Consider the following 17174-nt stretch of genomic DNA (forward strand, 5'->3'; position numbering starts at 1 on the left):
AATGGTGTGACAAATTATTCAGATAAACCCGCCCCGACCCATTAACGAAGTCAGAAGTCAGAAGTCAGAAGTCAGAAGTTATTTTTGTAACGGAGATTTGAGCTTCGCTCCAAAAATATTTCGCCAGTCAAGGCGGGGTGGCGCGACCTAATTATTGCTCTGCTGATTAAATCTAAAAGCATTGACATATAAAGACAAGTGCCTTTTTGGGGCTTTTCAAAAGTGCCTGGTTTTCAGCTCTTTATGCTCAAAAAGGAGCGTATTTTAGGCGCATAGTTGGGCAGAAAAATCCCAAATTAACAATTCTTGCTCCTATCTCCTCGCTCATTCCCATTTCTCCTGTCTCCTGTCTCCTGTCTCCTGTCTCCTGTCTCCTATTGACTCTCGACCATTTGATTTTCCTGTCGCAGATAAGCTTCAATGAATGAGTCTAGCTCGCCATTCATCACATCTGTAATAGCAGTAGTTTCTTTCTGAGTCCGTAAGTCTTTTACCATCTGATAAGGATGGAATACATAGTTACGAATTTGATTACCCCATGCTGCCTCTACCATATCACCCCGAATTTCACCAATTTCTTGAGCGCGTTGCTCTTTGGCAATTATCAGTAACCTAGCTTTGAGTAATGCTAAGGCTTTTTCCTTATTTTGTAACTGACTGCGCTCTTGAGTACAACGCACAGCTAAACCTGTAGGAATATGAACAATGCGCACTGCGGTTTCAACCTTGTTGACGTTTTGACCTCCCTTGCCGCCAGACCGAGAAGTAGTAATTTCCAAATCTTTTTCTGGAATTTCCAACTCTACAGAATGATCTAGCACAGGCATCACTTCAACTCCTGCAAAACTGGTTTGCCGTTTGCCATTGGCATTAAAAGGTGAAATTCTGACCAAGCGATGAGTACCTTTTTCTGCTTTCAGATAACCGTAAGCATAGCGCCCGATAATTTCCAGAGTTGCAGACTTAATACCTGCTTCATCTCCTTCAGAAATTTCTGCTAACTGTACTTTATAGTTATGGCTTTCTCCCCACCGAGTATACATCCGCAACAACATCTCTGCCCAGTCTTGAGCGTCTGTACCTCCAGCACCAGCATTAATAGTAATAACTGCACCATTTTGGTCATAGAGACCAGATAATAATTGCTGTAGTTCCCACCGGTCTAACTCCTGGTTGAGACCAGAGATAGTTGCTTGAGCTTCCTCTAATAAAGACTCATCTGTCTCTAGCTCCAATAACTCAAAGATTGCTCTAGTATCTTCCAGATTATTTTGCCATTGCTGATATTGCTGTAGATGAGATTTGAGGTCATTAAGCTCTTGCAGAGTATTTTGTGCCGTTGTTTGGTCATCCCAAAATTCCGGTTGAGCTGCAACTTGCTCTAAATCTTGGATTTTTGCTTTTAGTGCCGGAACGTCAAAGATAGTCCTGGGTTTTTCCCAGACGAGAGGACAAATTTTCAATTTCTCGTTTAATGTCTAATACTTCCATGGCGATCGCCTCCTTTCAATAATCAGTTCAGTAGTAGACTGACACAGCTAAAATGGTGCAATAAGTGTAGGTTGGGTTGAGAGAAGTTAGCGCTAGCTTATCCGTTAGGATTAACCCAACAGTAGTAAGCTTTTGTTGGGTTTCCCTTCGGGAAGCTCCGCTAACACTGCCGTACCGCTACTTGGTGTGCAAGCTACAACCCAACCTACATTTTTAGGCGTGTCAGTTCAGTAGGGTGTGTTAGCGGTAGCGTAACACACCAAAACCCTATATCTATTGTCAGTGCGTAAGTCCTGTTACACACAAACCACTATAAAAATAAACTATACAATAAAACCCGGTTTATTTCAGTGCTGGGTTTAGCACTAATACCGGGTTTGGCAAATTTTGGTATCGCTCTTGCTTGCTTTTCGTCCATCAAAAGATGACTATAACCTAAACTTACTGAAAAGCTGATAGCTATAGAAAGGGAAAGAGTTGCTTAGGACTTATGGGGATGATAAACCTCAGACATGGAAATGTTTTTCCCACCGTTCCCTATTCCCTATTCCCTATTCTCTGATGTATAAATTAGTCGCGACTATTAATAGCTATCAAAAGTCGCAGAATAAAAATGAATAGGTTGATGTAAGTTAAGTACATTGAGAGAGCTGCGGGAATATACTGATCGTCGCGATAAGTACGAGGCAAGATGTAAAAATCTACCACTGCAGCGCCAGCAAATAGAAATACACCTATGCCAGATATACCTATTTCTAGCCAACTTGGAGTATAAACACCGAAAAAGCTAAAAATAACTTGGCCCACAACTGCTACTAATAAAGCAATTATTCCCAAGCTGACAGTTTTAGTCAAGGCCATGCCATCTTCTTCAGATAGATTTGAGCCTATTTGACGAGCTGCTATAAAGGTGACACCACAACCGAGGGCAGCAAAACCTACTCCCCCAATACCTACTCCTTGGGTACTTAAAGCCACAAATACTAAACCACTCAGAGTATAGCCGGATAACAAGCTGTAAGTAGCTAATAAAGGTAGGGCTACGTTATTATTGCCTTTTTCCGCAATTCCACGGGCAATAAAAAATAATGCTAATTCGCCGATAAGTGCTACCCAGAATGTGGTCATAAATAGACCAGGGTTAGACTGCAGCACTTGTAGGCCACCAAAAGTACCTACTGCTGTGAGAATTAGGCCACCACCTACAAAAGGTAGAGCATTAGAAATCACGTTAGGGCCAACTAGGTTTTGACTTTGAGCCTCACGAATTGCTTGACGAAAATTGCTGGTATTAGCCATAAGAGTTTTCCTTAATTACAAAAAAGGACTTTTATCAAGAAAGGAGTCAGGAACTAGGAGTCAGGAGTCAGAGTTGAATTTCAGATCCTCACTCATTAATTTTGTGCCCTGGTATTGTACGTTGCCAATTCCAAGCCTCCTCTACTTTGACCTGACTTTTTATATCTACATATTATTGTGACATTTTAGTTAGATTTTTGCATATAGCATATTATATTTATTTATGTCAGTGATATGACGCACACTTCACAATAAATTGTTATTTTTTATGAAAATACAATTTAGCTTAGTAAAAAATACTTAGTAACATCACTCAGTTGTGTAGACTAATTACTTATAATTGGCTTGAAATCTATATAAGGCTTTTTTTGATCATTTTCCATATATATGAAATAGGTAAAATCAATTAACTACATATATCTACGACTATTGTTCTAATTGTTAATACTGTTATATATATGATAAAAAATACTTTAATTCCGTAAATATCTCTGGTGAAATAACATTGAATAGGGTGAAATTAGTAGTAGAGTTTTTTCAAGATTCAGTAAAGTCTTGCAAAAAGGCTTGCAACACTTAAGTAGGATTAGTTAGATTATATTTGTGAGGGCAAGAGAGGTTCACAAACCGCTAAAACTACTGAGAAGTATCAATCTTCAAGTTAAAGTAAACTAATTATTAAACTCATACTCACACCATCAACTCATATAGTATCCGGATAATTAGTTATTGTATGATGAAAGGAGTCAGGAGTCAGGAGTCAGGAGTCAGGAGGAAGAAAGGATGAGAGTTGGAATTATCTGTGGATATTCCGGCATTTTATGTCTGCATTGAATGGAAGTAGAAAGTGTGATAACTGTATAACCTGATTTTATATTAAATATTGAAGTGTGGATAGAATTATAAACATATACTACATAACCGGATTCTATATCACACACATAAATTATGAATTACTAGGTGTTTTAACCATGAAAAATCTATTAAAGTACGCATTCGCATTGTCCGCAGCTACTGTTTTCGGTAGACCTAACTCCTAAGTAATTAGGATTAATATCATACACCTGCTTCAGCAACGCCAAAAAAAATATCTGTGAAATAAACTCTCAGAGCGATCGCTAGTTCATTAGCGGTCGTTGATCATTTGTAGGAGCGTTGTATGCAATGCTCCTACTATGTATAGCAGAAATAAGAAGGAAGAAGGAAAAATCTTGGATTGTCTAAGTTTTAAGCTTTTAATATTTCCTCACCTTTCTTTCGACTGCTATATTACAGGACTTACGCATAAGGTAGGAAAGACTAAAATTTGAGATTGCTTTCCGTTCCGGACTGCTGCGCAAACCCTGTCGGTCGCTTCGGACGAAAATACGTTCCAGGTGCGTAAGTCCTATTTATTAATTAACTGCGATCGCTCGACTGTCTGTTAATTGTTGGTAACATCTTCCATAGACGACCAATCATCAAAAAACTAGCCAGGATAATTAAAGAAGTAGGTCCGCCATCGTTAATGTTAGGCACAGGAGTAGTAGAAGTACTCACAAAGAACACATTTTCAGAAATATTTTCAATTCCAGTGTTCGACTTGATAATATCCGACAACTGAAGACCACCTAACCAATCTGAAACCAAAACACCATCGCCTAACTCCCACTCAGCAAAGTGAGTATCATTTTCATACCAGAAGCGATCGCCATCTCGCAATCTTTCAAACTGGTCTTCTAAAATCGCTTCATTCAACTCCCCAATACTAGAATTTTGTAAATTATCTTCTGCCAACATTCCCACCCATAGGTCAATTTCGTCAACATTGCTATAAACCGCCTCTAGTGATGCCACCAATTCTGGGTCAGATGAAATGTCACTAAAATTATCTTTCCTAGGTAAACCCAATGCTTCCCTAACATCATTGTAGCGGGCCAAACCATGATCCCTCCCGCGCTGAATATTCAGAGCTGCCAAATCTGTTCCATTTACTACTGGCCCTTCACTAGGAGGACCAAATAATTGATTCCGCAAATCATCAATTACTTTCGCGTCTGTTTTCTGCTGTACCTGAGAAGCTAAACCACGCAATATCGGATCTATTCCTCCTTTTTCAGTAATACTATCTGGCCGGAAGAAAACTTCAGATAAGTTTAGTGGGCCAAATTCTGTAGAGCTACCATCTTCATTCAAATGTTGTAGAGTAGGACTAACCATAGTATGTCCCAAACGAAAACCTGCTGTAGAAAATTCTGTACTGATATTAGGATTAACAGTTGAATCATAACCAGTATAAGGGTCGAGAGTCACGCCCAAAGCAGGCAAGAATTCGTCATAAGTAATTTTCTGGATTTGAGCCCCCACTATTTTACGCGCCCGTTGATAAATCTCTTCATCCCGAGCAATAGGGTCTAAAGGTAAGTCTGTATGAGTAGCTTCAATAATTTCAGCGATACGGTTATGCTCTCGTACAAAAAGAGTGTGTATTGAGGTTAAAGCTGAGTTTTCATTTGCTCGTACATCCCCTGCCAAAAAAGTGTTTGCACCCATTGCTTCTTCCATTGCCATGTGAGGTGCATCTTCATCGTCACCTCTAGTTAGCAGTAAATCTCCTGTGGAGTGAGCAGTCACCTTCAATTTTCCACCGTCAAAGCTGCGTAAGAAGTCAGCACGTTCTTGGTCGCTACCATATACATTGCTGCCATCTATCCAAGCTGTAATTTCATTAAATTGGTGGCGGGGGTTAGTGAGGTCAGTGCCAGTATTTTCATCAAAGAGCGATCTAGTAACAGGAATCAATGAACCTTTTACAAAAACAGGGTCGTCGTTAGGAATGGGAATGCTAATAGTTTCTGCTGTTGGTCCTGACTGTAACTCACTCAAAGTGATATCATGGTCAAGAAATTGTCCCCATAACCATGTATAATCACTTAAATTTCGGGGGTTTAGAATAGATTCTGATTGGTTAAACACAGTGTTACTAATAAATCTAGCATTCGGACCGTCAACTAATTCAGAGATGCCATCTTCATAATTTGCTGGTGCTAAACGAAGCAAATTTTCACCAGTTCCACCATATTGAGGATGATCTAAGTTATTGTTACTACCGTCAAATGTACGAAAATTCATAGTTTCCACCTGTATTTTTCTCAACTACATCCTGATCCTTATACTTCTACTTCTACTTTTCCCAAGCTTATGCAGTTTTTCCCAGTATTTTGATTAAGATCTGCTGAATTACTTATATTAAGTTTTACTGATCGCTTTGTATAATGAATTTATCTGTAGAATTATATAGATTATTTCCTAAACTTTTGGTTATATGGCTTCTTATTTGGGTTGTATAGACAATATTTAGGTAATAAGGTCATATGCAATGCCATGTCCATAAGTTACTATTGCTAGAGATGAGGAAATTTTTGGAATTCTCCACAAAGGTTCCACTGGCAATCACATAGAACCCATTTAGTATCTTTGTCAGCGACCCGCATTTTTTTTGCTAGGAGTCAGGAGGGTTTAATCAGGAGTCAAGAGATGGACGGAAGGCATAAGGGAAAAGGTTAAAAAATATTCCCTATCTCCTTACCTCCCCATCTGATTTTTAACATAGGCTCAAATGGATTATATCCGCAAAATAATGTAAATATGTAGAAAGTCTGCTTCATAAAACCGACATAAAACTTCACATAGTGTGATATTTTAATGTTTACTTCCTGCTTCCACCGGAACTGTCGGCAGCACTCCGTCCACAGGCATCAACGGTCAAGCCGACCGCATTTCTTAAATTAATACTTGCGTTCAAATCGCGGTCTATAGATATGCCACAATCAGGGCAATCAAAAGTTCTTAGATTTAATGGCATATCTTGTACATGACCACAACTAGAGCAAGTCTTTGACGATGGAAAAAATCTGTCTACTACTACTAATTCACAGCCGTACCATTGACACTTATACTCTAGCTGTCGTCTAAACTCATAAAAGCCCTGGTCTGCTATAGACTTGGCTAGCTTGTGGTTAGCTAACATTCCACTGACGTTCAAATCTTCAATTACTGCACTGCCGTGGTTTTTGGCTAAGTATGTTGTTAATTTATGAAGTGCATCTTTGCGGATGTTGGCTACTCGTCGAAGCAGCCTAGCTATCTTTAATTGTGCTGCCCTCCAGTTAGCTGAACCAATATTTTTATTGCGGTTAAGGTATTGTAGTCTCGAAAGCTTCGCTTCAAATTTACGGTATGACTTTACACTTTCAAAGACTTTCCCATCACTTAAAGTTGCTAATGTTTTTACTCCTAAATCTACACCTACGACATTAGTTGTTTTGGGTGTGGAAGTAGGAGTACATTCAAAAGCTAAACTCAAGTACCAATCACCAGCTTGTCTGCTAATAGTGATTTTTTGAGTAGTGGCTTCAATTGGTTCATAAGTTTTTACCCAGCCAATAAAAGGTAATTTATGACACCAACCATTTAATTCTATTGGTTTTCCACAATTATCTATTGTGAATGAATCAGACCTACCTTTCTTCTTAAATCTTGGATATTTACCCAACCCTTGAAAGAACCTCTTAAATGCTTCACCTAAGTTGATGAAAGCATATTGATAAACTCTAGACGACAAGCTTTTCATCCAGGGATAAAGAGGTTTTGTGTGATTAGTAAAAACCTCTCTCAACTTACGTTTGCGCAGCATTCCGAAGGAAACATTTGGTTTGTCACCATCTTTGTAAGCAGCATTCCACAGACTTAAACCCCAGTTATAGCACCATCTAGAGTAGCCCGCGTGTTGAGCCATCAAAGTTTTCTGTTTATTATTAAGTTTGAGCTTTGTTCTAATGGATTTCATGTATGCGTGAGCGCAGCCAGTCTAAATAGTATGCTTAAATACGTATTATATCGTTATTCGTTGATTAAGTCAATGCTCTACTAGAGTCTCTGAGCTAAAATGATTAGTAAAAAAGACCTAACCTTCTAACTTTCTAGGGGGAAAAGTCTGTATAGCAGTCGAAGCAAAGATATAAAGTTCATCCACACTGAGAAAGTTAGACTTACTACTGTTATAACTAAAGAGAACTTCAACAAGCGATCGCTAACTACAATAAAACTAAGGATGCAAATGCTTTGCTGAGAATGGAGTTATAGTTAAGCATCATTAAGAAAAATATTACAATATTAGGCGTTGCTGAAGCGCGTGTATGATATTAATTCTAATTACTTAGGAGTCAACCCACCCGCGCGCCTCTTCTAGGAGGGGAAGTCAGGAGGACTGAGTCAGGAGGGAAGAAAGAATAAGAAACTCCGAGTAGAAGGAGAAAGTTTTTTGCTCGCCCTCTTATCCTGAATGATATCATACCTATTTCTTCCTATTTAGTTACCGAAAAACTCCTTTCTATTTACTAACTCCTAACTCCTGTGAACTCATAAATTTATTCCGCAACGCCAAATAAAGAATGCGATAGAGACATATAACCGAGCAAAAATAGCTTAACCAAAATAACTTTTCACAATCTTCATAATTCTTTCTGAGGCATGACCGTCACCGAAAGGATTAATTGCCATTGCCATTTTTTCATACTTAGCAGCATCACTCAATAATTCCGCAGTAGCAGCCATAATATTAGTTGAATCAGTACCTACAAGTTTAGCAGTTCCTGCCATGATTGCTTCCGGCCTTTCTGTAGTTTCTCGTAATACTAAAACAGGCTTTCCTAAGCTCGGAGCTTCTTCTTGTAAACCACCAGAATCAGTTAATACTAAATAACAGTTATGAATTGCTCCTACTAATTGATTATAATCAAAAGGTTCTTCTAAAAAAACTCTGGGATGACTTTCTAAAATAGCTTTTAAAGGTTCTCTAACTGTAGGGTTTTTATGAAGAGGTAAAACTAAAGCTGTATCAGGAAACTTGTCTAAAATTTTGATAAATCCTTGAGCAATTTCTGTCAAAGGTTCTCCCCAATTTTCGCGTCGATGAACAGTTGCTAATATTACTCGGTATTTGTGCCAATCTAAACCATAAATATAACATTGAGGCTGAGTTTTCGCTACTTTTAACAAAGCATCAATGACCGTATTTCCTGTTTGATGAATTTCCCCTACTACTCCAGATTTGTGCAAGTTTTCTACAGCTAAATTGGTAGGAGCAAAATGTAATTGAGCTATCTGAGAAATTAAACGGCGGTTTGCTTCTTCAGGATAGGGATTCAATAAATCATTGGTTCGTAAACCTGCTTCTATGTGACCAACAGGAATTTTTTGATAAAATGCAGCTAGGGTAGCCGCAAAAGCGGTGCTAGTATCTCCCTGGACTAATACTAATTGAGGCTGCAGTTGCAGAAATAACGCTTCTAATCCTTGCAAACTTCGACACATAATATCTGTCAATGTTTGCCGAGTTTGCATAATTGCTAAATCCCGATCTGGACTAATTTCAAATAATTTCATTACCTGTTTTACCATTTCTCGATGTTGTCCAGTTAAAATTACCTGGGTTTTAAAATCTGGAGAACTTTGAAAAAGTTGGATAACTGGTGCTAATTTTATAGCTTCGGGGCGAGTTCCTAAAGTAATTGCTATTTGGATTGGAGTACTAAGCATTTTGGCTTAATTTTAGATTTTTTTCTAGACAGTCATCAAAATTATATAGTGTTTCTTGGTTGACTGAAGTACAGTAATTAGCCTTAAAAGAAAGACTTAAATCAGGGAGATAAAAAAGCTGTTTGCTGATGGCTATTTGCGTTTCGGCTGTCGCCGTACGCAGCATGACTTAGAAAGTTATAATTGCAACTACAGCTTAGGATTTGATTAAATAATAATATCTAGTATATCAGGAGGGGTATTATATGTCATGGTTATTTCTAACAACTATTAGTTCGAGTATCTTGCTGATGAATGTAATTTATTACCTACTACAACCAAGGTTAATGTTATTTAATTTAACATCAGATTTATTGATGGCACTGGCCTATTATTTGATCGCACTAATACTTACCTACTGTTTGATTAAACGACCAAATATGCCATTCAATTTAACTTTTTGGATGTTGGCAATTTTGATGATTTTTAGTGGTATTTATTACAGTCAAAAAATTTGGAATCTACAGTCTCCTCATCATGGTCTATTAGGGTTAGTTAAAGGTACTACAGTAATAGTTGCTATTGTCACAATAATATTTTTAATTCGTTTAGCTCGAAAACTTTTAAAAAGACCTGATTTAATACAACTAGAAGCAACTAATGAGGAACTAGAAAAACAAATCAGAGAACGTATTTTAGCTGAAGAAAAAATATGCCTCCTGAATGCCAATTTGGAAGCTAGAGTACACAAGCGAACAGCAGATTTAAATCTTTTAAATCAAAAGCTAGAAAATGAAATCAATGAACGTATAGCATTTTCTGAAGCTTTAAAAAAATCTGAGGCTCGTTTAGCAGGTATTTTAGATATGGCGGAAGATGCAATTATTTCAGTAGATAGAAATAGAATTATTCAAATGTTTAACCAAGGAGCAGAAAAAATATTTGGTTATACAAATCAGGAAGCTGTGGGGCAATCACTTGGTAAATTAATTGTTTGGCAAGAGTCAAAATTCAACAACTCTCTAGAAGTAAAAAATCATCAAACAAAACATAGACTAGCTGTAGTTATTGCTAGGCGAAAAGATCGTACAGAATTTCCAGCAGAGGCATCAATTTCACAATTAGAATTAAAAGATGAAACTGTATTTACGATAATTTTGCGGGATATTAGCGAACAGCAAGCTGCACTTTACGAACGCAAACAAGCAGAACAAAAATTAGCTATTCAAGCTTCAGCAGCAGCAGCATTAGCAAAATTAGGTCAACGTGCTTTACAAAATATTTCTTTATTTGAGCTAATGTCAGAAGCAGTGTCCCTAGTTTGTCAGACTCTAAAACTAGACCATTGTCAAATTTGGGAATACTCATCAGATACTCAAACTTGGCAAATTAAAGCTAGTATGAATAAAGCAAAAACTTTAATCGCTCAACCAGTTGTTACTAAGGCTTTTGATTCTATTATTACTCACACTTTAGCTGCGGAAAAACCAGTTATTATTGAAGACCTCAACACTAAAATTTCAGAGTATCCAGACTTCAAACACTTGTTAAAGCAAGGTATTGTCAGTGGTATCAGTTTAATCATTCCGGGAAATTATCAACCAGCAGGAATATTAGCAGTTTATGCCACTAAAAAATATACTTTTACTCTTGATGATATTCACTTTTTACAGTCAGTGACAAATGTTCTCGCTAGTGCAATTGAACAAAATTTAACTCACTTAGCGCTACAACAACAATTACAACGTAGTCTTCTATTAAGACAAATTACTCAAGATATTCGCCAAAGTTTAGATACACAGAGAATATTTGATACTACTGCAAAACAAATAGGTCAAGCTTTTCTCGTCAACCGTTGCATTATTCATTCTTATCAAGCAGGGACAGTACCAAAAGTGCCATTTGTAGCTGAGTATTTAGAGGAAGGATATGAATCAATCATGGATTTAGAAATGCTGGTAGTAGATAATCCATATATAGGAAAGCTTTTAGAACAAGATAGAGCGATCGCCTCGAATAATGTTTATACAGAACCCCTGTTACAAACAAATATTTCGGTATCAATATGTATTTCTATAGGATTAAAATCTATGTTAATGGTTCGTACCTCTTATCAGGGTGAACCCAATGGAATTATTTGCTTGCATCAATGCGATCGTTACCGTACTTGGACAAAAGATGAAATTGAACTACTAGAAGATGTTGCCCAACAAGTGGGAATTGCCCTGGCCCATGCTCATTTATTGGAGCAAGAAACTAGCCAAAGTCAACAACTTGTTGAACAAAATATTGCTCTTCAACAAGCAAGACAAGCAGCAGAAGTGGCTAATAAAGCTAAAAGTGAATTTTTGGCTACTATCAGCCATGAAATTCGGACTCCAATGAATGGAATAATTGGGATGACTTCTTTGTTATTTGATAGTGACTTAAATTTAGAACAGCAAGAATATTTGAATGATGTCCATGACTGTAGTATAGCTTTACTCGGAATTATTAATGATATTCTTGACTTTTCCAAAATTGAGTCTAATAAAATAGATTTGGAGCAAAGACCTTTTAATTTAGGATTATGTGTGGAAAAGTGTATTGATTTACTAGCTATTAAGGCAGTTAACAAAAATATTGAATTAGCTTATTTAGTTGAAGATGATACTCCAAGTATAATTTCAGGAGATGAAATAAGAGTACGCCAAATATTAGTTAATCTTATCTCTAATGCAATTAAATTTACACAAAAGGGAGAGGTCTTAGTTAATGTTTCAGCTCACAAAATAATAGATTCAAAAAAAAGCAATAATCAACAAAATATAGAGAATGATTTGTATCAAATAAAAATATTTGTTAAAGATACTGGAATTGGGGTTCCCCGAGACAAAATGCACAAATTATTTCAACCATTTAGTCAAGTAGATAGTTCTACAACTAGGGAATATGGAGGAACAGGATTAGGATTAGTCATTAGTAAACGTCTCTGCGAGATGATGGGTGGTAAAATGTGGTTTGAAAGTCGAGAAGGAATAGGATCTACCTTCTATTTTACCCTAATTGTAAAAGTTGATGAGAATGTGAAAAGTCAACTTAATTCTATACCAAAATTAGGTAAAAAACGATTATTGATTGTAGATGATAATCCTTCTTGCTTACAAATTTTAACTAAGCAGTTAAGTCAGTGGGGGATTTTAGCTCATGGTGTCGCATCAGGTGTCGAAGCAATAGATCTCCTTCAACATGAAAATGTTAACCAAAATCAAGTTTTTGACCTAATAATTATTGATATGCAAATGCCAGAAATGAATGGAGTGGCAACTGCTACTGCTATTAGGGAGCTACCTAAATATCAATCTTTACCATTAGTTATGTTAACTCCTATTGGTAAATCTCCAGAAAAAAATCAGCTCCAAAAACTAAATTTAGCAGCTTTATTAAATAAACCCATTAAGCAATCACAACTGCAAAATATATTGCAGAAAATATTTAGTCAAATTACAATTAACTCTTAGAACTGATTTATAAAGTAAATATTAAGAGGCTGAATTTCTGGCAATACAAGGGTTTTGGGAGTTATAGTTCAATAATGCCTAAATCCCTGAGAGTTAGATTAAATCAGGGTTTTAGCTAAGTTTACAAATCAGCTCTTAGTATTTTTTAATAAGATTTGTATGAATTCAATGCAGTCACAGAATAATGCTACTGTAATTATGATAGTCGATGATGAAAAATCGACCCGTTATTTACTTCATCAAGTATTACAAAAAGAAGGATATCAAATAATAGAAGCAAAAAATGGTAAGCAATGCCTAGAAATGTTTAGTATTCAAATACCAGACCTAATTCTACTAGATACAATGATGCCAGAAATAAATGGCTTTAATTACTATATCAAATTACAAGAACTTTTTAGTAAGGATTTATAAAATAATTTGTCTCTAGATCAAAAACTAGATAGCAACCCTTTACTCTATGGGACTTCAGTGTTAATGATTACTACTCTTGAAGATCAAGAATCTATCGATCTTGCCTTCGCTGTTGGTATCCTAGATTATATTACTAAACCTGTTCAATTCGCAGTTTTACGTCAGCGAGTCCGTCGAATTTTGCAAATTAATCAACTTGTTAAAGAGTTAAGAAAGCAAACAGAAAGATCGAGATTAATGACCCTCATTCAAGAACGAATACGTCAGTCACTAAACCTTAATGATATTCTCAAAAATACAGTAGATGAAGTCATAAAATTTCTTAAAAGTGACAGGGTATTGATATATAAATTTAATCCAGATGGAACTAGTGAAGTCTTGATGGAATCTATTGCTTCTGGTCTACAATCCGTTATAGAAAATATGAGTATAAATTCATATTATAACAATGATAATCTACAGCAAACAAATCTTACTAAAAATATAGCTATTGCTGATTTAATTCTATATCATATTGAATTTATGACTCGGTTTAAAGTAAAATCTAACTTAGTAGTACCAATATCAAAGATAAATAAAGAACAATTTTCTGAGCAAGATTTTGACTATTCTAGAGAATAATTATGGGGATTATTAATTGCCCACCACTGTTCAAAACTAAGAAAATGGCAATCTTCAGAAATTGAATCTATTGAACATTTAGCTAGACAATTAGCGATTGCCTTACAACAGTCAGAATTATATCAACAATTAGAAACTGTAAATGAAAAGTTACTTCAATTTGCTACTCTAGATGGTTTAACTAAGATTGCTAACCATTGTCTATTTGACGAATATATCCACAGGGAGTGGCGACTTATGGCAATTGAAAAACCTTACTTCAATAATTAAGCGGAAATGATCATATAGAAAAACTTGCTATACAATTTATCTCTTTTTGTCAAAACTTATCGATCTAATTGAACGAAAAAATATGTCAATTATTCATGATTATTACTTTTTTTCTTCCTTCTTACCTCTTCCTTACTTAGATTAATTAACCGAACTTGATATAATTTTACTCATGAGTTACAGGTACATTTTATTTAATAAACCTTACAATGTTTTAAGTCAATTCACTGACAATACTGATGAGTCTAACAGACGGCAAAACCTTAAAGATTACATTCCCGTGTCTTCAGTTTATCCTGTGGGTAGATTAGACCGAGATAGTGAAGGAGTTTTACTACTAACAAATCATGGACAACTCCAACACCGACTAACTGACCCTAAATTTGCTCATCCTCGTACTTATTGGGTGCAAGTAGAACGAATACCAGATGAGGCAGCATTAAGACAACTAAAACAAGGTGTAACGATCAAAAATTATCAGACTCGACCTGCAAAAGTAAGATTGTTATCTGTAGATCCCAATTTTCCACCCCGCAATCCACCAATTCGATTTCGTAAAACTGTACCCACCGCATGGTTAGAAATCATTCTCACAGAAGGCCGAAATCGTCAAGTGCGAAGAATGACAGCAGCAGTTGGTTTTCCCACACTACGGTTAGTTAGAGTAGCGATCGCAGACCTGTACATAAATGAACTTCAACCTGGTGAGTGGCGAGACCTCAATCAAACTGAAATTGAATCTCTCAAGCAGATGGTTTTTTAATTGAGGAAGTTGCTAGAAGGATAAATCAACCTACTATTTGTCTAATTTACCATTAATTATACCATTAAAACCATAAACTTCTCGTCTTCCAACAAATGGTACTAAAATTACTTCCCGTTCATCTCCCGGTTCAAATCTAATAGCAGTACCTGCCGGAATATCTAGACGCATTCCTTTGGCGAGTTCACGGTCAAAACTCAAAGCATTATTTGCTTCATAAAAGTGGAAATGAGAACCAACTTGAATTGGGCGATCGCCTGTATTTGCTATTAATAATTTTACTGTCGGGCGACCTGGGTTTAATTCGATTTCTCCCTCTTGAATAATCATTTCACCTGGAATCATAATAGTTATCTTTTTCCTATTTCTTCTGTCTTTCAACAATTCTAATTTCTAACGGATGGGATTATGCACAGTTACCAATTTTGTCCCATCAGGAAAAGTCCCTTCTACCTGAACTTCTTGTACCATTTCTGGGATACCTTCCATGACATCATTTCTTGTTAATAAAGTTGTACCAAAACTCATTAATTCAGACACCGTTTGACCTTCTCTAGCACCTTCTAAAATTGCCGCGGAAATATAGGCAACTGCTTCAGGATAATTCAATTTTAAGCCTTTTTCTTTACGACGTTCTGCTAATAAAGCAGCAGTAAAAATTAACAGTTTATCTTTTTCTTGGGGTGTTAACTGCATAGTATTTTTATATAGTTATCTCAGGGAAAATTTTATCATGTTTATCAATTTAATACTTGAATTGGTAGTGCATCAAGAAAGTGTGGGAATGGTAATATGAATATAGTCCCTAAATAGTTCAAACCATTATGGAATGTGCTCTGTGTGGTCATGGGCATTGTCCATAAGCACGAAAAAAACCAGTAAAGTAAGCCAACGGTACTATTGTCCCGAATGTCTACAAACTTTTCCTATGGGATGCTGCACAAACACGCTCTACTTTCTATACCCTACAGTATCGTCGGCAAATTGAACCAGAAACAATACCTATGGTTCTGCAAGGTCATATTGAGGGTAGTAGTTTAAGAGGAATTAGCCGTACAGTAAATCTGTCCTATAATACGGTAGTCAGTTTGGTGAGAACTGCCTCTCAAAAAGCGAGTGGCTAATTCTGGGGAGACCCCAGAATGTAAGAGGCACTCAAGACAAGGACAAATGATTCATCATGCTCATGTACGCGCATATCGAAACCTCACAAATCAGTGGAGATGAATTTTGGTATGAATGTCCACAAAAACAGGCATCACTGCCAGTCGAATGAACTGAGGGCAGGTGATTGTGGGATTGGGATAAATCAAGCATTCTCAAGTGGATTGATTCTCACAGGGATAGTTGGTAAACATACTCAGGACTTACGCAAAGACACTATAATATAGTGTTGACCCATAAAGGTTTATCTATTTGGCGATCGCTTGAAAAACAAAATATAGCAATCCTATTTTATTTGTGTATGAAAATCTTACCGCTTTTAGGGAACAGGGAACAGGGAACAGGGAACAGGGAACAGGGAACAGGGAACAGGTAAGAGTTTCGGTTTTTTTATCTACTTTTTGATTACCCGCAACCTATTTAGGATTGCTATATCAAAAATTTCAAAGCTTAACTCAAGTTACTTGATATTATTTGGTATACTTTTTGAGTATAAAAACAATTGTTTGTCAACATATTTAAGATGAATTTTAATTATTTAAAATAATTTCAGTATTTAATTAAGTAGCCAGAAAAATTATACTCTGACAAATCTTCCTGACCATCTGGAAGAAGTTAGCCACGATTAAAAAGGAATCGCGCAGGTAGACGATACCGGATGTATAAAAAAATATCAAAAACTGGAATAATTAGGATGGAATGAGTGAGAATTAGTATCAGGAAAAATCATTAAAATTAAAGGTTTTCCTAGAGATAAAAAAAAGCGATTGCTAATTGGCGAGGTCTGCTCAGAATGTAATACGCACTCAAGACAGTCAAATTATTCTGGGTTACTATTTTCACAAAAAGAACAGAATATATTGCTACTAACGACCTGAATCAATCCTGTAATGATGAGGTAGAGTTGGAAATCCAAACTAGATGGAAAATCATCTTGATAGTATGTAACTATTTGCAGCTAGTCTGCCAGGGAAAACGCATCTAATTTTTTTGACAAATGACTAAAAACCCAATAATGCCCTTGACCTCACAGGGTTACAAGCAGCTCAAAACCATTATTGGATAAGAGTTCAAAGGACATTTAGCTGGGTCTT

General features: G+C 36.4%; 11 protein-coding genes and 1 pseudogene. 4 read left to right on the plus strand and 8 right to left on the minus strand.

Translation table 11 applies throughout. The features are described 5' to 3' along the window. Window positions 1-247: 247 nt before the first annotated feature. From F6K06_RS17485 to wecB, 6 genes are all read right to left on the minus strand, one after another. The gene (locus F6K06_RS17485) at window positions 248-421 is read right to left on the minus strand and encodes a hypothetical protein (protein ID WP_287239075.1); all 174 of its coding nucleotides are present in this window, start codon (window positions 419-421) and stop codon (window positions 248-250) included. Then, window positions 375-1491 (minus strand): peptide chain release factor 2 gene (gene prfB / locus F6K06_RS17490; protein ID WP_287239077.1). Its coding sequence is split into 2 segments (ribosomal slippage): window positions 375-1418 and window positions 1420-1491, totalling 1116 coding nucleotides; the frame shifts between segments, so codons are not numbered across the junction. Before prfB ends, F6K06_RS17485 begins: the two co-directional genes overlap by 47 nt. Window positions 1492-2061: 570 nt before the next feature. Further along, entirely contained in the window at window positions 2062-2790 is a 729-nt protein-coding gene (locus F6K06_RS17495; RefSeq protein WP_124142710.1) for a Bax inhibitor-1 family protein, read from the minus strand. A 1398-nt stretch (window positions 2791-4188) separates the two neighbouring features. Continuing rightward, window positions 4189-5901 carry a peroxidase family protein gene (locus F6K06_RS17500; RefSeq protein WP_124142711.1) on the minus strand — a complete coding sequence of 571 codons (1713 nt, stop codon included), beginning with the start codon at window positions 5899-5901 and terminating at the stop codon, window positions 4189-4191. Between the two features lie 577 nt (window positions 5902-6478). Next, on the minus strand, window positions 6479-7618 hold the full coding sequence (locus tag F6K06_RS17505) for an RNA-guided endonuclease TnpB family protein (RefSeq protein ID WP_124142712.1): 1140 nt from the start codon (window positions 7616-7618) through the stop codon (window positions 6479-6481). A gap of 638 nt (window positions 7619-8256) precedes the next feature. Beyond that, window positions 8257-9369, minus strand: coding sequence for a non-hydrolyzing UDP-N-acetylglucosamine 2-epimerase (gene wecB, locus F6K06_RS17510; RefSeq protein ID WP_124142713.1), 1113 nt, complete (start codon window positions 9367-9369; stop codon window positions 8257-8259). Between the two features lie 245 nt (window positions 9370-9614). Here wecB and F6K06_RS17515 point away from each other — a divergent pair, with 245 nt between their 5' ends. From F6K06_RS17515 to F6K06_RS17530, 4 genes and pseudogenes are all read left to right on the plus strand, one after another. Then, window positions 9615-12848, plus strand: a complete 3234-nt coding sequence (locus tag F6K06_RS17515) for an ATP-binding protein (RefSeq protein ID WP_287239085.1) — start codon at window positions 9615-9617, stop codon at window positions 12846-12848. Between the two features lie 168 nt (window positions 12849-13016). Beyond that, entirely contained in the window at window positions 13017-13262 is a 246-nt protein-coding gene (locus F6K06_RS17520) for a response regulator (protein ID WP_161564286.1), read from the plus strand. Between the two features lie 237 nt (window positions 13263-13499). Continuing rightward, window positions 13500-14153, plus strand: a pseudogene (locus F6K06_RS17525) (GAF domain-containing protein). 172 nt (window positions 14154-14325) lie between these two features. Next, a complete protein-coding gene (locus tag F6K06_RS17530) occupies window positions 14326-14916 on the plus strand; it encodes a pseudouridine synthase (protein ID WP_124142717.1) in 591 nt (196 codons plus the stop codon). A gap of 33 nt (window positions 14917-14949) precedes the next feature. Here F6K06_RS17530 and F6K06_RS17535 read toward each other — a convergent pair whose 3' ends face one another. After that, a complete protein-coding gene (locus tag F6K06_RS17535; protein WP_124142718.1) occupies window positions 14950-15261 on the minus strand; it encodes an urease subunit beta in 312 nt (103 codons plus the stop codon). A gap of 48 nt (window positions 15262-15309) precedes the next feature. After that, on the minus strand, window positions 15310-15612 hold the full coding sequence (gene ureA, locus F6K06_RS17540; protein WP_124142719.1) for an urease subunit gamma: 303 nt from the start codon (window positions 15610-15612) through the stop codon (window positions 15310-15312). Between the last annotated feature and the right edge of the window lie 1562 nt (window positions 15613-17174).

The sequence above is a fragment of the Okeania sp. SIO1H4 genome, assembly GCF_010672695.1.
Taxonomy (GTDB): Bacteria; Cyanobacteriota; Cyanobacteriia; order Cyanobacteriales; family Microcoleaceae; genus Okeania; species Okeania hirsuta.